The organism is Halomonas chromatireducens (assembly GCF_001545155.1).
Classification (GTDB): domain Bacteria; phylum Pseudomonadota; class Gammaproteobacteria; order Pseudomonadales; family Halomonadaceae; genus Halomonas; species Halomonas chromatireducens.
Genome location: NZ_CP014226.1, coordinates 3,132,776 through 3,153,132 on the forward strand (window position 1 = coordinate 3,132,776; position 20,357 = coordinate 3,153,132).

The following is a 20,357-nucleotide window of genomic DNA, read 5'->3' on the forward strand; positions in this document are numbered from 1 at the left end:
AGCCTCATGGAGCGGTATGCCGCCACCTGATCCATTGCCAGGCACCGCATACGGGTTGTCTGTCGTCTCTAACCGGTTGCCGCCGGGCGCGCCAGGCGCCACGACGGCGGAGCATTCTAGCAGAACCGAGGCCGGAGGCCAATTGCTCGACTCATCTTGCAGCATCCCCCGCGTCCTGCGCGTGGCTATCCCCACGCCGCTGCGACGACTGTTCGACTACCGTCCCAGCCAGACGCCACCGCCCGGCGGCTGGCAACCCGGCATTCGCGTCCGGGTGACGTTCGGCCGGCGACAGATGGTGGGCGTGGTGGAGAGCTGTCACCAGGACAGTGATCTGCCACTGGCCAAGCTGAAGGCCGTAGAGGAGTGGCTGGACGCGACACCGCTGCCGGCCGACTGGCTGTGGCTTTGCCGCTTCACTGCCCGCTACTATCAGCACTCGCTGGGCGACACCCTGCATCAGGCCATGCCGGTGCTGCTGCGCCAAGGGCGCCCCCTGGCGGGCCGGGTACGCGAGCAGTGGCAGGCCACTGACAAAAGCCGGCACAAGGACGACGAACGCCTCAAGCGCGCCCCTCGGCAGGCCGAACTGCTGGCAATGCTGTGCCAGCACCCTCACGGACTGCCGACCCAGGCAATCCTGGCCCAATCCTTTACCCGCGAACAGCTACTGGCGCTGGTGGAAAAGGGGCTGATTCAGCGCCACGAGACCCCGGTGGCGGCCTCCCCCCAGCCAGCCAGCGGCCATCTGCTGGCGGAACCGTCCCTACCGCTGAAACAGGAACAGGCGGCAGCCCTGGCGGCAATCCACGAGCGGCTGGACCACTTCCACCCCTGCCTGTTGCACGGGGTCACCGGCAGCGGCAAGACTGAGGTCTACCTTCAGTTGATTGAAGCCGTGGTGAACCGCGGCCGACAGGCACTGCTGCTGGTGCCCGAGATCGGCCTCACCCCCCAGACCCTGGCCCGTTTTCGTCAGCGCTTTCAGGTACCGGTGGTGGCACTGCATTCGGGGCTGACCGATAACGAGCGCCTGGATGCCTGGGAAGCCGCCGCCAGTGGCCGGGCGCCCATTGTCATCGGCACCCGCTCGGCCATCTTCACGCCGCTGTCTCGCCCGGGCGTGATTATCGTCGACGAGGAGCACGACGGCTCGTTCAAGCAGCAGGAGGGGCTGCGCTACCACGCCCGCGACCTGGCCGTGGCCCGCGCCCACCACCATGGCATCCCGCTGGTACTGGGCACTGCCACCCCGTCACTGGAGAGCCTGCACCATGCCCGCAGCGGCGCCTATCGCCACCTGCGGCTGACACAGCGAGCCAGCCGTCACGCCCCGGCAAAGCTGGAGCTGGTCGACCTGCGCGGCCGCCCCCGCCAGGGCGGCCTGATCCCCCCCGTGCTGGAGGCGATTCAGGGCACCCTCGATGCCGGCCATCAGGTGCTGGTGTTCATCAATCGACGGGGATTCGCCCCCACCCTGGCCTGCCACGCCTGCGGCTGGCTGGCCGACTGTGACCATTGCGATGCCCGCATGACCCTGCATCGCCAGCCGCCCGTACTGGCCTGCCATCACTGCGACAAGCGACGCCCGATACCCGGGATCTGTCCTGCCTGCGGCAGCGGCGATCTTCGCCCTCTCGGCAGCGGCACCGAGCGCACCGAAGAGACCCTCGCCGCTCTCTTTCCACGGGTTCCGGTGCATCGCATCGACCGCGACAGTACCCGACGCCGCGACGCCTTCGAGGCGATCCTGACCGAGGTGAAGCGCGGCGAGCCCTGCCTGCTGGTGGGTACCCAGATGCTCGCCAAGGGACATCACCTGCCCCATGTGACCCTGGTGGTGGTCGTCAATGCCGACGCCGGCCTCTACGCCAGCGACTTTCGCGCTCTGGAGCACAGCGCCCAGCTGCTGATCCAGGTCGCTGGCCGTGCCGGCCGCTCCTCCCATCCTGGACGAGTGCTGGTGCAGACGCTGCACGACGATGACCCGCACCTGCGCCTGCTGGCGGAGACCGGCTATGATGCCCTTGCCGAACAGCTGCTGACCGAGCGCCACGCCGCCGGCCTCCCCCCCTTCCGCTTCCTCGCCCTGCTGCGGCTGGAGAGCCCGCGGGAAGAGGCGGCCAACGCCCTAGCCTCTGCTGCCTCGGCGGCTCTGCGCGAGTGGCTGCAGGCACGCGGGCCGGGCGTGGACTGCCTGGGACCGGTGCCTGCACCCATGGAGCGGCGCCAGAATCGCTACCACCTGCAGCTGATGCTGGCCAGCAACAAGCGCAGCCAGCTCCATGAGGCCTGCGCCCAGCTCACTGCCTGGCTGGAAGCGGCGCCCGAGGCGCGCAAGGCACGCTGGTCACTGGATATCGACCCTCAGACGCTATCCTAGGAGCCTGTCGGACTTAACGCTGATCTACTGCGAGATCCGGTCTTTCGGCCAATTTCATTCGCTCTGATTCGTTAAATAGCGGGCTATTCGCCTCATCAGATCGATAAACTTGTCTCGAAATCCAAATCTCTCGTGACGATCGGTCAAATCCGACAGGCTCCTGGCGACGATTCAAGCCACTGGGGCAGGGCACCCCGCGAACAGCCTGCCTACGCGGGGTTTAAAGCCGAGGCACAATTGCCGATAATGGGCGATCATGCCCCACCGGGCGAGTTTTCATGCCAGCGTCCGCCCGCCAGTCGCACAGTCACCCTTACCCGATGCGGGCCCGGCGCTACAGGACAACAGACTTCATGAAAGAAACGATCATTTCCCTGCTCGAGACTGCCCTCGACAACCTCAAGCAGCAGGGTGTGCTGCCCGCGGATGCCGCTCCCACCATCAAGGTCGATCCCACCCGGGACAAGGCCCACGGTGACTACGCCACTAACCTGGCGCTGATGCTGGCCAAGCCGGCCGGCAGGAAGCCCCGCGAGCTGGCCGAAGAGCTCCTGGCGGCCTTGCCTGACAGCGACGCCGTACAGCAGGTCGAAATCGCCGGCCCCGGCTTCATCAACTTCTTCGCTGCCACCGATGCCGCCGCCCAGGTGGTGCGCCAGGTACTCGATTCCGGCGACACCTTCGGTCGCAGCCTCAAGGGCAAGGGCCAGAAGGTGCAGGTGGAATTCGTTTCCGCCAACCCCACCGGCCCGCTCCACGTGGGCCACGGTCGCGGCGCAGCCATCGGCGACAGCATCTGCCGCCTATTGGAAGCCACCGGCTTCGACGTCACCCGGGAGTTTTACTATAACGACGCCGGCGCCCAGATCAGCAATCTGGCACTGTCAGTCCAGGCCCGGGTCAAGGGCATCGAGCCAGACAGCACCGCCTGGCCCGCCGACGGCTACCGCGGCGACTACATTGCCGAAGTGGCCAAGGACTACCTGGCTGGCGAGACGGTCCACGCCGACGACCGCCATGTCACCGCCAAGGCGGACCCCGACGACCTGGAGGCGATCCGCGAATTCGCCGTGGCCTGGCTACGCCGCGAACAGGACCTCGACCTCAAGGCCTTCGGGGTGGAGTTCGATGTCTACTTCCTGGAGTCTTCGCTGTACGACCAGAGCAAGGTCGAGGAGGCAGTCGAGCGACTCATTGCCAACGGCCATACCTATGAGCAGGACGGCGCCCTGTGGCTACGCACCACCGACTTCGGTGACGACAAGGACCGGGTGATGCGCAAGTCGGACGGCAACTACACCTATTTCCTGCCCGATGTGGCCTATCACCTGAACAAGTGGCAGCGCGGCTTTACCACGGTGATCAACGAGCAGGGCGCCGACCATCACTCCACCGTCACCCGGGTAAGGGCCGGTCTTCAGGCCCTGGAGGCCGGAATTCCCGTGGGCTGGCCAGACTATGTGCTGCATCAGATGGTGATGGTGACCCGATCCGGCGTCGAGGTGAAGCTGTCCAAACGTGCCGGGAGCTATGTCACGGTGCGCGACCTGATCGACGAGGTAGGTCGCGACGCCACCCGCTTTTTCCTGGCCGCCCGCAGGGCGGACTCCCAGCTCACCTTCGACATCGACCTGGCGCGCTCGCAGTCCAACGACAACCCGGTCTATTACGTCCAGTACGCCCATGCCCGGGTTTGCAGCATGCTGCGCCGCGCCGAGGCCGAATCCCTGCATTTCGACCACGACCTGGCCATGGTCAGCCTCGCAAGGCTGGATGCGGAGCAGGAGAAGGCAGTGATGAACCGCCTGGCTCGTTTCCCGGAGGTCGTATCCCATGCGGCCCTGTCGCGGGAGCCGCAGCAGGTGGCCCAGTATCTCCTGGACCTGGCTGCCGAGTTCCACTCCTGCTACAACGCCGTCAAGGTCATGGTCGAGGACGACGAGCTGCGCAACGCCAGGCTGGCGCTTGGGCTCGCCACCCGCCAGGTGCTGCGCAACGGCCTCGACCTCATGGGCGTCAGCGCCCCGGAGGAGATGTAAACCATGGCAACCCGTCGCCCCCCACCGAAGAAACGTGGCGCCACCACCGCCCGGCGCCGCACCGCACGAGGTCGTGAGGGCTTCCGCCTGCCCGGCTGGGTGTGGGGGTTGGGCGGTGTGGCGGCGGGTTTCCTGCTGGCACAGCATCAGCACGGTACGGCGCCCTGGCAGGAGGGGCACGACTCACCGCTGGCCAGCTTGATACCTCGAACGCCGACGACGGAGCAGGTGCCTCCCACGCCGACGGTCGAACCCAGCGAGCCGCGTATGCCGACCTTCGAGTTCTATACGCTGCTGCCCGAAGAGGTCGTTGCTCCCCGTGACATCGCCTCGACGGCCTCCCCGCCCGAGGTCGTCACACCCGTGCCCGACGTCACCGAGGCACCTGCCGATGGTGACAGAGTCGATGACCCGATCGCCCAGGTCATCGCCGCCAACCTGCAGGACGATGCCAACGCCACGGCCAGCGAAGCCGCCCGTGAGACGGCGGTGCCCGACGGTACGCGCTATATGCTGCAAGCGGCGTCCTTCCGCCAGCCGGCCGACGCCGAAGCGCTGCAACAGCGCTTGCGCAACCTCAGCCTGGTGGCCCAGGTGAGCCAGGTCCAGTCAGCCGATGGCGATACCTGGCACCGGGTCATGGTGGGTCCTTATGATGATACCCGTGAACTCAACCGCGCCGAGGACCTGATGACCACCCAGGGCATCACGCCGCTGCGGCACCGGGCCAGTAACTGACAGACGGTAATTGCCAGCTGCAACGACGCTGCCGGTTGAATTCGAGAGATCACGCCCACACTTTCCTTGAATGCTCGTTCACGGCACCCGGCACCGCCGCGGCGCCGAAAGTCATCGGGAGCCCTCGCTCCCCGTTACGGAGTTCTCTCCATGACCACGATCGTATCCGTGCGCCGCGGCGACCAGGTTGCCCTTGCCGGTGACGGCCAGGTCTCGCTGGGCAATACGGTGATGAAAGGCAATGCCAGCAAGGTGCGCCGCCTCTATCGCGGCCAGGTACTGGCGGGCTTCGCCGGTGGCACCGCTGACGCCTTCACCCTCTTCGAGCGCTTCGAGGCGCAGCTGGAAAAGTACCAGGGCAACCTGGTCAAGGCCGCCGTGGAGCTGGCCAAGGACTGGCGCACCGATCGCGCCCTGCGCCGCCTGGAGGCGCTGCTTGCCGTGGCCGACAAGGAGGCATCGCTGATCATCACCGGCAACGGTGACGTGGTGGAACCCGAGCGCGGCATCATCGCCATCGGCTCCGGTGGCAACTATGCCCTTGCCGCCGCCCGGGCCCTGCTCGAGAACACCGACCTCCCTGCCAGCGAAATCACCCGCAAGTCACTCGAGATCGCCGGTGATATCTGTGTGTTCACCAATCACCACGTCACCCTCGAAGAGCTGTCTGCCAAAGACGCTTCACAGGAACGCTAAGGCCGCCACCATGACACAGATGACACCCCGCGAGATCGTCCACGCCCTGGACCAGTACATCATCGGTCAGCAGGATGCCAAGCGCGCCGTCTCCATCGCGCTACGCAACCGCTGGCGGCGCATGCAGCTCGACGACGACCTGCGCCACGAAGTCACCCCCAAGAACATCCTGATGATCGGCCCCACCGGCGTCGGCAAGACCGAGATCGCCCGCCGCCTGGCCAAGCTGGCCCGGGCGCCCTTCATCAAGGTCGAGGCCACCAAGTTCACCGAGGTGGGCTACGTGGGCCGCGACGTCGAATCGATCATCCGCGACCTGACCGAGGCAGCCATCAAGCTGGTCCGCGAACAGGCCAAGGAGGAGGTGAGCCACCGCGCCGAGGACGCCGCCGAGGACCGCATCCTCGACGCCCTGCTGCCCCCGCCCCGGGGCCAGGAAGAGAGCGCCCGCAGCGACAGCTCGACGCGCCAGATCTTCCGCAAGAAGCTGCGTGAGGGCCAGCTAGACGACAAGGAGATCGATATCGAGATCACCCCCCAGGGGCCGGGTATCGACATCATGACCCCGCCGGGCATGGAGGAGATGACCAGCCAGCTGCAGAGCCTGTTCTCCAACATGGGCCGGCAGAAGAGCGAGACTCGCCGGGTGGCGGTGAAGGACGCCTTCGCCCTGCTGCGCGACGAGGAGGCCGGCAAGCTGGTCAACGAGGAAGAGATCAAGCACCGCGCCATCGACGCGGTAGAGCAGAACGGCATCGTCTTCCTCGACGAGATCGACAAGGTGACCAAGGGCAGCGGCCAGTCCAGCGGCGGGGAGGTCTCCCGCGAGGGGGTCCAGCGCGACCTGCTGCCGCTGATCGAGGGCTCCACGGTCTCGACCAAGTACGGCATGGTCAAGACCGACCATATCCTCTTCATCGCCTCCGGCGCCTTCCACCTGTCGCGCCCATCGGACCTGATCCCCGAACTGCAGGGCCGCCTGCCGATCCGCGTCGAGCTCAATGCGCTGACGCCGGAGGACTTCAAGCGCATCCTCACCGAGCCGTCGGCCTCGCTGACCAAGCAGTACAAGGCGCTGCTGGCCACCGAAGGGCTGGATATCAGCTTCACCGAAGACGGTATCGTGCGCATCGCCGAGATCGCCTGGAAGGTCAACGAGGGCACCGAGAACATCGGCGCGCGCCGCCTGCATACCGTGATGGAGCGGCTGCTGGAAGAGGCCTCGTTCAAGGGGGCCGATATCGGCACGCCGCTGGAGATCGATGCCGCCTACGTGGATTCCCAGCTCGGCGAACTGGCCATGGACGAGGATCTGTCGCGGTATATTCTGTAGCGTAAGAGATGCGGTAACGTATGATCTGAGCTGTCATGAAGGCGTCGGGCGAGCAGTGACGCGACCTTAGCAAGAGCGCTGGCTCAAGCGCAGCAGCGCGCGGCGATCGACAGGGATGTCGATCGAGGACAGGCAAGAGGGACCTTGTTCCTGTCCGACGCGCAAGCTGCAAGCGCGGGGCCAGGGTTTCGCTCTTGATTGTCGCAAATCGCTCGGCCCGGCGCCTGACGCCCATTCTTGCGAAGGACACCCACATGACTACCCCCGCCCCCAGCAAGATCCATTACCGCAAGAAGGCCCGCGAGCTGGAGCTCACCTACTCCGACGGCCAGACCCATTGCCTGCCGGTCGAGTACCTGCGCGTCTACTCCCCCTCCGCCGAGGTGCGCGGCCACAACCCCAGCCAGGCGGTACTGCAGGTCGGCAAGCAGCATGTGGGACTGCAGAACATTGAGCCTGTCGGCCGCTATGCCGTCAAACTGCATTTCGACGACGGTCACGACAGCGGCCTGTACAGCTGGGAGTACCTCCACGACCTGATCGAGAATCGCGACGCCTACTGGGCCGACTACCTGCGACGCCTGGAGGAAGCTGGTGCTTCACGAGAGCCGCTGGGCATCGAGATCAAGCAGTTGTAGGGGACCGACGTCAAGACAAGTACGGTCGTGCAAGGCTACAATGGCGCCCATTCGAGGCCGAATCACCCCGGCCTCCTCTCACTGCAGCGATTCGGGAGCCTTTTTCGCATGAGCCCTCTTTCCAGCCCCGGTGACAAGCACACCACTCACTTCGGCTACCAGGAAGTCCCGGTCGACGAAAAGGCCTCCCGCGTGGCCGATGTCTTCCACTCCGTGGCGGCCCGCTACGATGTCATGAACGATCTGATGTCCTTCGGCATCCACCGACTGTGGAAGCGCCTGACCATCGAGCGCTCCGGCGTTCGCCCAGGCCATAGCGTGCTGGATATCGCCGGCGGCACCGGCGACCTGACGCTGAAATTCTCGCGCATGGTGGGCCCACGCGGCCGGGTGGTTCTGGCCGATATCAACGAATCCATGCTACGGGTCGGCCGGGACAAGCTGCTGGACAACGGCGTCGGGGGCAATGTCGAATACGTGCAGGCCAACGCCGAATGCCTGCCCTTCCCCGACAATTCCTTCGACTGCATCACCATTGCCTTCGGCCTGCGCAACGTCACCGACAAGGCCTCCGCACTGCGCTCCATGACCCGGTCCCTCAAGCCCGGTGGCCGCGTGCTGGTACTGGAGTTCTCAAAGCCGGTCAATCCGCTGCTCTCCAAGGCCTACGACGAATACTCCTTCCGCCTGCTGCCGCGGATGGGTCAGATGGTTGCCGGCGACGCCGACAGCTATCGCTACCTCGCCGAATCCATCCGCATGCATCCCGACCAGGAGACGCTGCAGGAGATGATGGAGGCCGCCGGGCTGGAGCGGGTCGAGTACACCAATCTCACCGGGGGCATCGTTGCCCTGCATCGCGGTATCAAGCTTTGAGGCGGTGATGACATTGACCCCCACCCTGCTGCTGGCCGGCATAGAAAGAACGCTCAATGCCCTGCTGGCGCAAGACCCCGCAGCGCCTTCGCGACTGGCCCGCCTGAGCGGAAACCGTCTGCTGCTTCGCCTCGAGCGCCCCGATTTGTCGCTGGCGATTCACTTCCACCCTGCCGGCCTGGACCTGCTGCGCCCGGAAGCACAAGACGAGGACGCCTTCGATGCCGTGGTCACGCTTAATGCCGAAACCCTGGGCAAGCTGCTGGGCGGGGAGAGCATCGAACGGCTGATGTTCCAGGGCAAGCTCTCGGTACGTGGGCAGGTCCATCTGCTGGAGGCAACCCGCGACCTGCTGCTGGATCTGGACCTGGACTGGGAGGGTGAGATGGCCCGCTGGCTGGGCGATGTACCCGCCCACGGCCTGGCCGAAGGGTTGCGCCGTGTCACTCGCTGGGGTCGCCGTGCCCATGGTGAAATGCGCAGCGATATTGCCGAGTACGTTTTCGAGGAAGCGAAGCTGTTGCCTGGCAAGCACCAACTCGAGAATCTGCGTGACCACCTCACCGAACTGGAAATGACCACCGACCGCCTCGAAGCGCGCCTGGCGAGGCTGCATCGACAACTCGACCGCGAGGCCGCGCTGTGATGAGTCTTCGGCTGCTGCGCATCATCTGGGTGATCACCCGCTACCGTCTCGACACGCTGTTGCCGTTGGAGCGTCTCCCCTGGTACCTCAGGCTGATGTTCATCCTATCGCCACTGCGAGTGGTGCCTGTCGGCAAGCGCTCGCCTGGCGAGCGCCTGCGCCTGGCGCTGGAAGCTCTCGGCCCTATCTTCGTCAAGTTCGGGCAGTTGCTCTCCACCCGTCGCGACCTGCTACCCGAGGAGATCGCCGACGAACTCCGGCGACTGCAGGATCAGGTGCCCCCCTTCCCCGGTCGCGAAGCCCGTGAGCTGGTGGAGGCGGAACTGCACATGACGATCGACGAGGCATTCGCCCACTTCGAGCCCGAACCACTGGCCTCTGCCTCCATTGCCCAGGTACATGCCGCCCGCCTGCATACCGGCGAGGATGTTGTTGCCAAGATCATACGTCCCGGCATCGAGCACATCATGCGCCAGGACATGGCGCTGATGTATCGGGTGGCCGGCGTACTGGCCCGGATTCCCGAGGCCCGTCGCCTGCGCCCGGTGGAAGTGGTACGCGACTACGAATCAACGCTGTTCGACGAACTGGATCTCCACAAGGAGGCTGCCAATACCTCGCAGCTGAAGCGCAACTTCAAGAATTCACCGCTACTTTACGTACCGGCGACCCACTGGTCCCATACTCGTCGTCGGGTCATGGTACAGGAGCGTATCTACGGCATCCCGGTCGCCGACCTGGCAGCATTGAAGGCCCAGGGCACAGATCTCAAGCGCCTTGCCGAGCGCGGCGTGGAGATTTTCTTCACCCAGGTGTTTCGTGACAACTTCTTCCATGCCGACATGCATCCCGGCAATATCTTCGTGTCCCGTGAACACCCTCACGACCCGCAGTACATCGCCATAGACTGCGGCATCGTCGGCAGCCTCACCCGAGAAGATCAGGACTACCTGGCGCGGAACCTGCTCGCCTTCTTCCACCAGGACTACTATGAAGTCGCCGCGCTGCACATCGAGTCGGGCTGGGTCGGCGAGAACACCCGGGCAAACGAGTTTGCCGCCGCCATTCGAACCGTATGCGAGCCGATCCTCGAGAAGCCGCTCAAGGACATCTCCTTCGGCCAGGTGCTGCTGGGGCTGTTCAAGACCGCCCGGCGCTTCAACATGGAGGTGCAGCCGCAGTTGGTATTGCTGCAGAAGACCCTGCTCAACATCGAGGGGCTCGGGCGCCAGCTCTATCCCGACCTGGACCTGTGGACCACCGCCAAGCCCTACTTGGAGCAGTGGATGAAGGAACGCGCCGGCGCCAGCGGCTTCTGGGAATCGCTCAAGCGCCAGGCCCCTGAGCTGGCACGCCAACTGCCCGAGCTGCCGTCGGTGGCGCACCACGCCCTTAGTCGGATTGAGCATGAACATCGCCAGCGCCACCGCCAGGCCCTCGCCCTGGACGGCATACGACGACAGCTAAAAGACGGCAGCCGCAGTAGTCGTCGGCTACGGCTGGGCGTACTCCTGGCGGGGCTGGCGCTGGCCTGGCAACCGCTGAGCGAATGGGCCGCCGGCCAGCCATGGCCCGTGCTGTTGATCGCCGTCATCGGCCTGCTGCTGCTGGCCTGGCAATGAACTTGACCCACCGCAAACGGAAGCCCTGTCATGCGTGATATTCTGGATCAACTCTTCGAAGTGCTGGAGCAACGCAGAGCCGCGGATCCCGACGATTCCTACGTTTCAGCCTTGCATCACAAGGGGTTGAACAAGATACTCGAGAAAGTCGGCGAGGAAGCCACCGAGACATTGCTGGCAGCCAAGGATGCCGAGGGCGGCGGTGAGGCAGAGCGCAAAGCGCTAGTCGCCGAGACCGCTGACCTGTGGTTTCATAGCTTGGTGATGCTGTCGCATCTCGGGCTCGATCACCAGGACGTACTCGATGAACTGGCCCGTCGCTTCGGTATCTCCGGGCACGAAGAGAAGGCGGCAAGGTCCAAGTAAACAGGTGCTCCGGATCGACCGGAAGCCCGCATCAGAGGAATTATTCATGTTAGGTGGCATCAGTATCTGGCAACTGCTGATCGTACTCGGCATCATCATCCTGATTTTCGGCACCAAGAAGCTGCGCAATGTCGGCACCGACCTGGGTGGCGCGGTGAAAGGCTTCAAGCAGGCCGTGAACGAGGAAGAGAAGGACGACAAGGACAAGGCACAGGCCAAGGTCGTCCATGACGAACAGCCCAATACCTATGACGTACGTGCCGAAGAAAAAGCGGCAGCGGACAAGGTGGATAATCAGGAAGAGCGCAAATAAGCCCTCATGTTTGATATCGGCTTTCTCGAACTCCTGATCCTCGGTGTCGTGGGCCTGCTGGTGCTCGGCCCGGAACGCTTGCCCAAGGCGGCACGCACCGTCGGCCTGTGGGTGGGCAAGATCAAGCGCTCCGTCTCGAGCATGCAGCGGGAGATCAGCTCGCAGCTCGAGGCGGAAGAGCTGCGCCAGAAACTCAAGGAGCAGCAGTCGAAGCTCGATGAGAGCCTCGACAGGGCAAAGCGCGACGTGGAGAGTATCGCCAAGCCCTACTCCACCTCGACGCCCAGCCGTCACGCCAACGAAAAAGCCGAACCCGACAGCCCAGCTGGCGAACAGCCGCCGCCGCAGGCCGCCGCCCGGCTCGACGACGCCCTGGCCAATGCCCGTCAACCCGACGAGCGGCCTGCCGACGAGCGCTCCACTCCTCCCGACGATGACAAGAAGGATGCCGCTTCCCGATGAGCGACTCCGGTGACAAGCAGGATCTCGGCCAGGCACCCTTGATCGAACACCTCATCGAACTGCGATCGCGTCTGCTGCGCTCGGTGGTGGCGATCTTCGTGATCTTCCTCGGACTCTACCCCTTCGCCAACGAAATCTACACTTTCGTGGCACAACCACTGATGGCGCTGCTGCCGGAAGGCTCGCAGATGATCGCCACCGAGGTGGCTTCGCCCTTTCTCGCCCCCTTCAAGTTGACCCTGGTGGTGGCGGTATTCGTGGCCATCCCCTATGTGCTCCACCAGGCCTGGGCCTTCGTCGCACCGGGGCTGTACGATAATGAGAAGGCCCTGGCCATGCCGATACTGGCCTCCAGTGTCGGCCTCTTCTACGCCGGTGCGGCCTTTGCCTACTATGCGGTGTTCCCGCTGCTGTTCCAGTTCTTCACCCAGACCGGGCCGGAGAACGTGGCGGTGATGACCGACATCAACCAGTACCTCAATTTCGTCCTCAAGCTGTTCTTCGCCTTCGGCGTGGCCTTCGAGATCCCCATCGCCACCTTCCTGCTGATTGCCTCTGGCGCCACTACCGTGGAAAGTCTGTCGAAGAAACGCCCCTATGTGATCCTGGGCTGCTTCGTGGTGGGCATGCTGCTCACGCCGCCGGATGTGATCTCCCAAAGCCTGCTGGCGGTGCCCATGTATCTGCTCTATGAGGTGGGGATTCTGTTCGGCCGCCTGGTGCGTTACCGTCGCCGCAAGGCCTCCCAAGCGGAAGACGAAACCGGGGAGCACGACAAATCCTGACCGGCATTAAAAAGCCCCCGCCCGATCGAATCGGGCGGGGGCATTGGCTTGCGCCAGTGCCTAGAGATCCATCATTTCATCGATACGATCGACCAGCTTGAAGATACCGGTGGCGGCCTCGCTGATGCGGGTAGCCAGCATATAGGCAGGCGTGGTGACGACGCGGTTCTCGAAATCGACCACAATATCCTCGACGCCGCAGCTGCGATGCAGCCCTCCCATGGCGCTGATTGCACCGGAGACGCCCGGGTCGTGTCCGATGGTCACGGCGATCCCCGGCCCCAGCAGCTTCGGCACCAGGGCGGGTGTGATACACATCAGGCCGATGGGCTTGCGTGCCTCATGAAACGGCGCAATGGCTTCCACCAGCCCTTCGTGAATCTCCAATTCGTTACCCGCCAAGGCAAAGTTGGACAGGTTCTTGGCCGCCCCGAAGCCTCCTGGCAGGATCACGGCATCGAACTCGGATGGTTCGAGCTCTTCAAGAGAGCTGATTTCGCCTCGCGCAAGCCGAGCCGACTCCGTCAAGACGTTGCGCAGCTCACCTTCGACAGCATCTCCGCTGCGATGATCGATGACATGATGCTGCTCGATATCCGGTGCGAAGCAGCGATAGCCGATACCCAGCTGGTCCAGCCGCAGCAGGGTCAGGGTGGTCTCGTAGATCTCCGAGCCGTCCTGGACGCCGCAGCCCGACAGGATGACCGCCACCTGTTTGCTCATGTCTTTCTCCTTGTAATGAAGGCGCCTCGAATGAAGAGCACTGCCTATAATCCTGAAGCCAACACGTCAGCTGAAAGCCAACACGTCAGCTGAAAGCCAACACTTTAGAGAGTCACGCGGGGTGCGACAAGCCTCCGCTTCCGGCAGCCGTTAGCACTGATATACTCAAGGGCATCGACACGGGACCATCAGGACCCCTACAGCCGGAGAAGAACCTTGAGCTTCATGACCACACGCCAGTTTCCAGCCACCCGCATGCGTCGCATGCGCCGTGACGACTTCTCTCGTCGACTGATGCGGGAAACGACCCTGACGCCATCTGACCTGATCTGGCCCGTGTTCGTTCTCGAAGGTGAGCAGCGCCGTGAGGCCGTTCCATCAATGCCTGGCGTCGAGCGCCTGTCGCTGGACCTGCTGATCGATGAGGCCCGGGACGCTCATGCGCTAGGCATCCCCGCCATCGCCCTGTTCCCCGTGGTGGACCAGTCGCTGAAGAGCGAGCTGGCCGAAGAGGCCTACAGCTCCAGCGGACTGGTACAGCGCAGCGTCCGGGCACTGAAAGAGGCCGTCCCCGAACTCGGGATCATGACCGATGTGGCCCTCGACCCCTATACCAGCCACGGCCAGGACGGCATCATCGACGCCAACGGCTATGTCCTCAACGACCGCACCGTGGAAACCCTGCTCAAGCAGGCGCTCTCCCATGCTGAGGCCGGGGCCGACGTGGTGGCACCCTCCGACATGATGGATGGCCGCATCGGCGAGATACGCCAGGTACTCGAGCAGGAACACCTGCACAACGTCCGCATCATGGCCTACAGCGCCAAGTACGCCTCCCGTTACTACGGCCCCTTCCGCGATGCCGTGGGCTCCGCTGCCAACCTGGGGAAGGCGGACAAGCGCACCTACCAGATGGACCCGGCCAACGGCGACGAGGCGCTACACGAAGTGGCTCTCGACCTGGCCGAGGGGGCCGACATGGTGATGGTCAAGCCGGGCATGCCCTATCTCGACGTGGTGCGGCGCATCAAGGACGAGCTCAAGGTCCCCACCTATGCCTATCAGGTGAGTGGCGAATACGCCATGCACATGGCCGCCTTCGACAACGGCTGGCTGGAGGCCGACGAGGTGATCCTCGAGTCTCTGATGTGCTTCAAGCGAGCCGGTGCCGACGGCATCCTCACCTACTTCGCCAAGCGCGCGGCCCGGCTGCTGGCTTCTAGCTCCGCTTGAAGGCGGCCAGGTCGTGCGGATCGAACCCCTCTACCCGCTCGGCCAGGCCCCTGTCTTGGCGCAGTCCCCTGATCTTCTGTCGCTCGGCAATGAGTTCGCCGTCGTCATCCATGGTGCGGCCATTTAGCTCAGCCAGCTGAACCATGCCCTGGTGGTAAAAGGTCAACAGGTCGAGTGCCACGTCATTGCCCTGCTCCGCCTCGCGACGCAGGGTGGAGAGATAGCCGCTCACACGAGACAGGTGATGCTTGAGCTGCCAGACGTAGCGCATCTCGGTCATCCAGGGACGCTCGCGCAGTACGGCAAAGGTCAGGCTGGTGACGATAAGGCCCAGAAACACCCCCAGCGCATTGAGCCAGAGGCTGGAGCCGAAGGTAGCGGTCAGCAGTTGGGAGAACACCAGGCCGAAGACGATCAGCTGGGCGGCCATGGCCACGCTGATCAGTCGCGCCTTGCGACGGTAGGACTCCGGGTCATGGTGCTCGAAACGGAACGGCATCGATGCCTCCTCTGCTTGGCTCGCGGCGGGAAAGTACGGGATTATCCCGTCATTCACCGCCACGGTACAGGCAAAGAGGTCAGGTCGGCATGTCCAACCGGCCGGATCAAGCCGAGCGGAGCTGTTCCGCTGCCTCCAGCAGCAGCGCCTCAGTGGCTTCCCAGCCCAGGCAGGCGTCGGTCACCGACACGCCGTAGCGCAGGGTGGCGGGCTCGAGGGCCTGGCGCCCCTCCTCAAGGTAGCTCTCAAGCATCAGCCCCATCAGCGAGTTTTCACCGGCCAGGCGCTGTGCCAGCACGTCACGCAGTACCTCACCCTGGCGACGGTGGTCCTTGCAGGCATTGGCGTGGCTACAGTCGACCATCAGCCGCGGTGTCAGCCCAGCGGCTTGCAGCGCCTGGCGGCAGGCTTGCACAGAACCGGCGTCGTGGTTGGGGCCGCCGTGTCCACCGCGCAGCACCACGTGCGTGTGGGGGTTGCCCGCCGTCTCGCGCATCACGGGGCGACCGTCGCCGGCAAGGCCGAAGTGCTGGTGGGGATGCGCCGCCGCCTGCATGGCGTCCAGGGCGACCTTGACGTCGCCACTGGTGGCATTCTTGAAGCCCACCGCCGCGTCCAGGCCACTGGCCAGCTCGCGATGCAGCTGGGATTCGGTGGTGCGCGCGCCGATGGCAACCCAGGCCAGCAGATCTTCCAGGTAGGGCGCAAGCATCGGCTGCAGCAGTTCGGTGGCCACCGGCAGGCCAAGGGAGGCGATATCGCGCATCAGCTGGCGCGACAGCCGAAGGCCGAGGGCCATGTCGCCACTGCCGTTGAGGCCGGGATCATAGGCAAGCCCCTTCCAGCCCACCGTGGTGCGCGGTTTCTCCACGTAGACACGCATCACCGGCAGCAGGCGATCCGACACCCTGGGTGCCAGCTCGGCCAGGCGTTGCGCGTACTCCAGCGCCGCCACGGGGTCGTGGATCGAGCAGGGACCCACCACGACCAGCAATCGGTCGTCACGGCCCTGCAGGATGTCATGGACAGCCTGGCGCTGGGCGTGGACCCGCTCGACCAGCTGAGGCCCCAGAGGAAGGGTGTGTCGCAGTTCGCCTGGGGTGGGCAGCGTCATCTCGGTCCGACTCGTTTCAGCGGCAAGGTCAAACTCGGCTCGGCGGTCCGTCTGGCGCTCGGCAAGGGTCGTATGGGCATTCATGGTGGTCAACTCCGTGAGATCGGCAAACATCGTGTCGCGTCCGTGCCACCCGAGATCTCACGGTCGGAGGTGGCGCACTGACCCGACCGCGTAGCGCTAAATCGCCAGCCATAGCCCCAGCCAAAATAATCCTGGCGGCTCCGGGCGTAGGCGGCAAAGGCGCTGTAGCGTGCGGTCATGGTGCGTCTCCTCTCATTGCTGCATTGCAAAAGACTGCGTTGCAAAGATAGTGTTCGGGGCTGCATAACGCAAAACCCCCGGGCGGGTTGCCGACCGGGGGTTCGTGGTGGGAGGCAACCCGGTTAGGGTGTGCCTTCGCGGCGGTGTCCTAGGACCCGGCCGCCGGCACACCGGCGCTAAACCAGTACCAATACTGATCACCGAAGTCACCCAAGCCAATGCCACCCAATTCCACCGCGCCGGGAGTGCGGTTGAAGGAATTGCTGGGCTTAGCAAGGCTCGGTGTCATGGTTGTCTCCCTGAGGTCTGCTTTCATCGTGCCGCATCGCGGCAACCTTGGCAAGCCCGGATTCAAGCCGCCACGGCGCGCATCACACCAATGATTAGCGGCAGCAGGTTGATCGCCAGAACTACCGCCAGAGGCAACAGCCAAAGTAGCCCTGTGTCGTCATGATACTCCTTCAGTGGGGCCATGTTCGTCTCCTTTGCCTCAGCTAGATCGTTTGCTCTCTGCCATGGTACGACGCCGGCAGGGCTTGGTGTCCATGACTGACAGTCTAGCGAAGATGCCGGCCGCCATCGACCGGCAGGGTAATCCCGGTGACATAACGGTTGTCGAGCAGGTAACGCAGGCTCTGGTAGATCACGCCAGGTCCCGGCACCGTGCCCATGGCGGACTTGGCCCGCACCTTCTCGATGTAGGCTTCATCATCGCCCTCATTGAGCATGATCAGGGCCGGGGCAATGCCGTTGACCTGGATCGACGGGGCGTACATGGCCGCGAAAGAGAGCGTCAGACTCTCCAGCCCCGCCTTGGTGGCAGCATAGGCGGCGTGCTTCCTCGAACCCTTCTGCACGACGTAATCGGAGATATGCACGATATCGCGCTGAGGCTCCCCGCAGGCGTCCAGCAGCTCACGGCAGTGCAGGTTGACCAGGTAGGGCGCCTGCATATGAATGCGGAACAGCCGTTCGAAGGTCGCCCCCGCCTGAGCGCCGGCCGAGTCCGGCGCCCAGTCGCTGGCATTATGCACGATGGCCCTCAGCGACGATGTCTCGATCTTGAGGCGGGCGATAAAGTCGAGGATACCCGCTTCGGTGGAGAAGTCGGCCTCGAGTGCCACGATGCCCCGCTCGCGCAGTGCTTCCAGCTCGGCCCGCTCGCGGCGGTAGCTGATGATCACGGGATGCCCGTCCTCGGCCAGCCGCTCGGCACAGTGGCGCCCCACACGCTGCGCGCCACCGGTGATCAGGATCGGCGAGGCGCTCACCTACCGCCCTCCCGCCTGAGCACGCCGGCCGTAGGCACCAGCGGCTGGCGCGGCGCATAGGCGAAGACATCGGAGAAGACCCGGGAGGCAGTTAGCCCCAGCGAGGCCAGCACATCGACGCAAGCGTAGACCATGCCCGGCGACCCGGAGAGGTAGACGTCATGGCCGGAGATATCGTCGAGCCCCTCCGCCAGCGCCTGGTCGATGCGTCCCCGATGCCCCTGGACGCGCTCACCGGCTACCGGCGTCTCCGGCGCCACCTCGGTGACCACATGGAAGCGAACATTCTCGTGGCTCTCGGCCCACTCTCGCGCCAGGCCCTCGAGATAGAGGTCACGCCGCTCCCGCGCCGCCCACCAGAGGTCGATGGGTCGCTCCGGGGACTCGTGCAGCGAGGCCTCGACGATGGCTTTCATCTGGGCGAAGCCGGTCCCCGCGGCAATCAGCAACAGCGGCCGCCGGCTGGTACTGTCCAGCACGCAGTCGCCTCCCGGCATGCGCAGGGTCAGGTGCCGGGCAACCACGACCAGGTTGCGCAGGCGCTCGGAGTTCTCACGCTCCGGCCAATGCTGAATATGCAGTTCGAGGGTGCCGTCACCGCCATGGGCGCTGGCAATGGAGAACGGCACCCAGGTGTCATCGTCAAGCGCCAGCTCGAGGTACTGGCCGGGGTCGTGGGCCATGGCCTCGGGGCGTCCCTCCAGCCGGACGCGGAACACGTCGGGAGTGAGATCCTCCACTGCCGTCACCTGGCAGGTCAGGGTCCTTGCCGTCATGAATGCCTCTTGTCATCAGGGTTGGAAGGCAGCGCGATGCCCAGATCGTTCCAGCGCTCGCTGACACGGGCCTTGACGGCCTCGTCCATTACGATGGGCGTGCCCCACTCTCTATCGGTTTCGCCGGGCCACTTGGCGGTGGCGTCGAGGCCCATCTTGGAACCCAGTCCCGCCACCGGGGAGGCGAAGTCGAGGTAATCGATGGGCGTATTCTCCACCAGTACGGTGTCCCGGGCAGGGTCCATCCGCGTGGTGATGGCCCAGATAACGTCTTTCCAGTCACGGGCGCTGACGTCGTCGTCCAGCACCACCACGAACTTGGTGTACATGAACTGGCGCAGGAAGCTCCACACCCCCATCATCACCCGCTTGGCGTGACCCGGGTACTGCTTCTTCATGGTCACCACCGCCATGCGGTAGGAGCAGCCCTCCGGCGGGAGATAGAAGTCGGTAATTTCGGGAAACTGCTTGCGCAGGATTGGCACGAAGACCTCGTTGAGCGCCACGCCAAGAATGGCCGGTTCGTCCGGCGGCCGTCCGGTGTAGGTCGAGTGGTAGATGGCGTCTTTCCGCATGGTCATGCGCGTGACCGTGAAGACCGGGAACTCGTCGACCTCGTTGTAGTAGCCGGTGTGATCGCCGTAGGGGCCTTCCGGCGCGGTATCGTCCGGGTAGATGAAGCCCTCCAGGATGATCTCAGCCGATGCCGGCACCTGCAGGTCGGCATGACCGCACTTGACCAGCTCGGTGCGCGAGCCCCTCAGGAGTCCGGCGAAGGCGTATTCGGAGAGCGAGTCAGGCACCGGGGTGACCGCACCCAGGATGGTGGCCGGATCGGCGCCCAGCGCCACCGCCACCGGGAAGGGCTCGCCCGGGTTCGTCTGCTGGAACTCCTGGAAGTCGAGCGCTCCACCCCGGTGTGACAGCCAGCGCATGATCAGTCGGTTGCGGGAGAGCTTCTGCTGGCGATAGATACCCAGGTTCTGGCGCTTCTTGTGCGGCCCACGGGTGACCACCAGCGGCCATGTCACCAGGGGGGCGACATCGCCTGGCCAGCAGTGCTGGATCGGCAGGCGGCCGAGGTCGACGTCGTCGCCCTCCAACACCACCTCCTGCACCGGAGCGCTGCGCACCGTCTTGGGTCCCATGCTCATGACCTGCTTGAAGATCGGCAGCTTGTCCCAGGCGTCACGCATGCCCTTGGGCGGGTCAGGCTCCTTGAGGAAGGCGAGCAGCTTGCCCACCTCGCGCAGCGCCTCGACGCTGTCCTGACCCATGCCAAGGGCGACCCGCTTCGGCGTGCCGAACAGGTTGCCGAGCAGCGACATGTCGTGACCCTTGACGTTCTCGAACAGCAGCGCCGGGCCACCGGCGCGCAGGGTGCGGTCGCAGATCTCGGTGATTTCCAGGTAGGGATCGACCTCGGCCGAGACGCGAACCAGCTCGCCCTGAGCCTCCAGCGCGGCGATAAAATCCCGTAGATCCTTGTATTTCATGAACCAATCCCATCCCGTTACCCGAACGACGAAAGGGGCAGCATAGCATGCCGCCCCTTTCTCTTACCCGCCGTCCCGTCATCC

At 64.6% G+C, this 20,357-nt stretch carries 21 protein-coding genes; 14 read left to right on the top strand and 7 right to left on the bottom strand.

The window, feature by feature from the left end:
• Positions 1–16 precede the first annotated feature (16 nt).
• From LOKO_RS14465 to tatC, 13 genes are all read left to right on the top strand, one after another.
• Positions 17–2,383, top strand: coding sequence for a primosomal protein N' (locus tag LOKO_RS14465; RefSeq protein ID WP_066450889.1), 2,367 nt, complete (start codon positions 17–19; stop codon positions 2,381–2,383).
• A gap of 353 nt (positions 2,384–2,736) precedes the next feature.
• Positions 2,737–4,422 carry an arginine--tRNA ligase gene (argS, locus tag LOKO_RS14470; RefSeq protein WP_066450891.1) on the top strand — a complete coding sequence of 562 codons (1,686 nt, stop codon included), beginning with the start codon at positions 2,737–2,739 and terminating at the stop codon, positions 4,420–4,422.
• Positions 4,423–4,425: 3 nt separating this feature from the next.
• The gene (locus tag LOKO_RS14475; RefSeq protein ID WP_066450896.1) at positions 4,426–5,160 is read left to right on the top strand and encodes an SPOR domain-containing protein; all 735 of its coding nucleotides are present in this window, start codon (positions 4,426–4,428) and stop codon (positions 5,158–5,160) included.
• A gap of 150 nt (positions 5,161–5,310) precedes the next feature.
• On the top strand, positions 5,311–5,856 hold the full coding sequence (gene hslV, locus LOKO_RS14480) for an ATP-dependent protease subunit HslV (protein ID WP_043513922.1): 546 nt from the start codon (positions 5,311–5,313) through the stop codon (positions 5,854–5,856).
• A 10-nt stretch (positions 5,857–5,866) separates the two neighbouring features.
• Positions 5,867–7,189: an ATP-dependent protease ATPase subunit HslU gene (gene hslU, locus LOKO_RS14485; protein ID WP_066450898.1), complete on the top strand. Its 1,323-nt coding sequence runs from the start codon at positions 5,867–5,869 to the stop codon at positions 7,187–7,189.
• Between the two features lie 254 nt (positions 7,190–7,443).
• The gene (locus LOKO_RS14490) at positions 7,444–7,827 is read left to right on the top strand and encodes a gamma-butyrobetaine hydroxylase family protein (RefSeq protein ID WP_066450901.1); all 384 of its coding nucleotides are present in this window, start codon (positions 7,444–7,446) and stop codon (positions 7,825–7,827) included.
• 108 nt (positions 7,828–7,935) lie between these two features.
• The gene (ubiE, locus tag LOKO_RS14495) at positions 7,936–8,703 is read left to right on the top strand and encodes a bifunctional demethylmenaquinone methyltransferase/2-methoxy-6-polyprenyl-1,4-benzoquinol methylase UbiE (protein WP_066450904.1); all 768 of its coding nucleotides are present in this window, start codon (positions 7,936–7,938) and stop codon (positions 8,701–8,703) included.
• Between the two features lie 7 nt (positions 8,704–8,710).
• Positions 8,711–9,349 (top strand): ubiquinone biosynthesis accessory factor UbiJ, encoded by a 639-nt coding sequence (locus tag LOKO_RS14500; RefSeq protein ID WP_066450906.1) that lies wholly within the window; start codon positions 8,711–8,713, stop codon positions 9,347–9,349.
• Positions 9,349–10,971, top strand: coding sequence for a ubiquinone biosynthesis regulatory protein kinase UbiB (gene ubiB / locus LOKO_RS14505; protein ID WP_066450910.1), 1,623 nt, complete (start codon positions 9,349–9,351; stop codon positions 10,969–10,971). Before LOKO_RS14500 ends, ubiB begins: the two co-directional genes overlap by 1 nt.
• Before the next feature lie 30 nt (positions 10,972–11,001).
• Positions 11,002–11,337 carry a phosphoribosyl-ATP diphosphatase gene (locus LOKO_RS14510; RefSeq protein WP_066450914.1) on the top strand — a complete coding sequence of 112 codons (336 nt, stop codon included), beginning with the start codon at positions 11,002–11,004 and terminating at the stop codon, positions 11,335–11,337.
• Between the two features lie 46 nt (positions 11,338–11,383).
• Positions 11,384–11,650 (top strand): Sec-independent protein translocase subunit TatA, encoded by a 267-nt coding sequence (gene tatA, locus LOKO_RS14515; RefSeq protein ID WP_066450917.1) that lies wholly within the window; start codon positions 11,384–11,386, stop codon positions 11,648–11,650.
• Between the two features lie 6 nt (positions 11,651–11,656).
• On the top strand, positions 11,657–12,112 hold the full coding sequence (tatB, locus tag LOKO_RS14520; RefSeq protein WP_066450920.1) for a Sec-independent protein translocase protein TatB: 456 nt from the start codon (positions 11,657–11,659) through the stop codon (positions 12,110–12,112).
• On the top strand, positions 12,109–12,897 hold the full coding sequence (tatC, locus tag LOKO_RS14525; RefSeq protein ID WP_066450923.1) for a twin-arginine translocase subunit TatC: 789 nt from the start codon (positions 12,109–12,111) through the stop codon (positions 12,895–12,897). The genes tatB and tatC overlap by 4 nt, the downstream gene beginning before the upstream one ends.
• Positions 12,898–12,957: 60 nt before the next feature.
• Here the strand turns inward: tatC and elbB are convergent, their stop codons facing one another.
• Complete coding sequence (gene elbB, locus LOKO_RS14530) at positions 12,958–13,620, bottom strand: isoprenoid biosynthesis glyoxalase ElbB (RefSeq protein ID WP_066450926.1); 663 nt, start codon at positions 13,618–13,620, stop codon at positions 12,958–12,960.
• 225 nt (positions 13,621–13,845) lie between these two features.
• Between elbB and hemB the strand changes: the two genes are divergently transcribed.
• On the top strand, positions 13,846–14,853 hold the full coding sequence (gene hemB / locus LOKO_RS14535) for a porphobilinogen synthase (RefSeq protein ID WP_410505379.1): 1,008 nt from the start codon (positions 13,846–13,848) through the stop codon (positions 14,851–14,853).
• On the opposite strand, the gene LOKO_RS14540 is transcribed toward hemB, so the two are convergent.
• The 6 genes from LOKO_RS14540 to ubiD all read right to left on the bottom strand — a co-directional run bounded on the left by LOKO_RS14540 (position 14,840) and on the right by ubiD (position 20,273).
• Positions 14,840–15,352: a DUF3087 family protein gene (locus tag LOKO_RS14540; protein WP_066450935.1), complete on the bottom strand. Its 513-nt coding sequence runs from the start codon at positions 15,350–15,352 to the stop codon at positions 14,840–14,842. The genes hemB and LOKO_RS14540 overlap by 14 nt on opposite strands.
• A gap of 106 nt (positions 15,353–15,458) precedes the next feature.
• Entirely contained in the window at positions 15,459–16,550 is a 1,092-nt protein-coding gene (locus LOKO_RS14545) for a 3-deoxy-7-phosphoheptulonate synthase (RefSeq protein WP_066452378.1), read from the bottom strand.
• A 531-nt stretch (positions 16,551–17,081) separates the two neighbouring features.
• Entirely contained in the window at positions 17,082–17,204 is a 123-nt protein-coding gene (locus LOKO_RS20420; RefSeq protein WP_256379981.1) for a hypothetical protein, read from the bottom strand.
• Between the two features lie 83 nt (positions 17,205–17,287).
• Positions 17,288–18,001, bottom strand: coding sequence for a dihydromonapterin reductase (gene folM, locus LOKO_RS14550; protein WP_066450938.1), 714 nt, complete (start codon positions 17,999–18,001; stop codon positions 17,288–17,290).
• Complete coding sequence (locus tag LOKO_RS14555) at positions 17,998–18,777, bottom strand: NAD(P)H-flavin reductase (RefSeq protein ID WP_066450943.1); 780 nt, start codon at positions 18,775–18,777, stop codon at positions 17,998–18,000. Before LOKO_RS14555 ends, folM begins: the two co-directional genes overlap by 4 nt.
• Positions 18,774–20,273: a 4-hydroxy-3-polyprenylbenzoate decarboxylase gene (gene ubiD, locus LOKO_RS14560; protein WP_066450945.1), complete on the bottom strand. Its 1,500-nt coding sequence runs from the start codon at positions 20,271–20,273 to the stop codon at positions 18,774–18,776. Before ubiD ends, LOKO_RS14555 begins: the two co-directional genes overlap by 4 nt.
• Positions 20,274–20,357: the final 84 nt, after the last annotated feature.

Bases quoted from the DNA above. Each gene is read 5' to 3' on its own strand.
- LOKO_RS14465 (WP_066450889.1), top strand. From the start codon at position 17: ATGCCGCCACCTGATCCATTGCCAGGCACCGCATACGGGTTGTCTGTC.
- argS (WP_066450891.1), top strand. From the start codon at position 2,737: ATGAAAGAAACGATCATTTCCCTGCTCGAGACTGCCCTCGACAACCTC.
- LOKO_RS14475 (WP_066450896.1), top strand. From the start codon at position 4,426: ATGGCAACCCGTCGCCCCCCACCGAAGAAACGTGGCGCCACCACCGCC.
- hslV (WP_043513922.1), top strand. From the start codon at position 5,311: ATGACCACGATCGTATCCGTGCGCCGCGGCGACCAGGTTGCCCTTGCC.
- hslU (WP_066450898.1), top strand. From the start codon at position 5,867: ATGACACAGATGACACCCCGCGAGATCGTCCACGCCCTGGACCAGTAC.
- LOKO_RS14490 (WP_066450901.1), top strand. From the start codon at position 7,444: ATGACTACCCCCGCCCCCAGCAAGATCCATTACCGCAAGAAGGCCCGC.
- ubiE (WP_066450904.1), top strand. From the start codon at position 7,936: ATGAGCCCTCTTTCCAGCCCCGGTGACAAGCACACCACTCACTTCGGC.
- LOKO_RS14500 (WP_066450906.1), top strand. From the start codon at position 8,711: ATGACATTGACCCCCACCCTGCTGCTGGCCGGCATAGAAAGAACGCTC.
- ubiB (WP_066450910.1), top strand. From the start codon at position 9,349: ATGAGTCTTCGGCTGCTGCGCATCATCTGGGTGATCACCCGCTACCGT.
- LOKO_RS14510 (WP_066450914.1), top strand. From the start codon at position 11,002: ATGCGTGATATTCTGGATCAACTCTTCGAAGTGCTGGAGCAACGCAGA.
- tatA (WP_066450917.1), top strand. From the start codon at position 11,384: ATGTTAGGTGGCATCAGTATCTGGCAACTGCTGATCGTACTCGGCATC.
- tatB (WP_066450920.1), top strand. From the start codon at position 11,657: ATGTTTGATATCGGCTTTCTCGAACTCCTGATCCTCGGTGTCGTGGGC.
- tatC (WP_066450923.1), top strand. From the start codon at position 12,109: ATGAGCGACTCCGGTGACAAGCAGGATCTCGGCCAGGCACCCTTGATC.
- elbB (WP_066450926.1), bottom strand. From the start codon at position 13,620: ATGAGCAAACAGGTGGCGGTCATCCTGTCGGGCTGCGGCGTCCAGGAC.
- hemB (WP_410505379.1), top strand. From the start codon at position 13,846: ATGACCACACGCCAGTTTCCAGCCACCCGCATGCGTCGCATGCGCCGT.
- LOKO_RS14540 (WP_066450935.1), bottom strand. From the start codon at position 15,352: ATGCCGTTCCGTTTCGAGCACCATGACCCGGAGTCCTACCGTCGCAAG.
- LOKO_RS14545 (WP_066452378.1), bottom strand. From the start codon at position 16,550: ATGAATGCCCATACGACCCTTGCCGAGCGCCAGACGGACCGCCGAGCC.
- LOKO_RS20420 (WP_256379981.1), bottom strand. From the start codon at position 17,204: ATGGCCCCACTGAAGGAGTATCATGACGACACAGGGCTACTTTGGCTG.
- LOKO_RS14555 (WP_066450943.1), bottom strand. From the start codon at position 18,777: ATGACGGCAAGGACCCTGACCTGCCAGGTGACGGCAGTGGAGGATCTC.
- ubiD (WP_066450945.1), bottom strand. From the start codon at position 20,273: ATGAAATACAAGGATCTACGGGATTTTATCGCCGCGCTGGAGGCTCAG.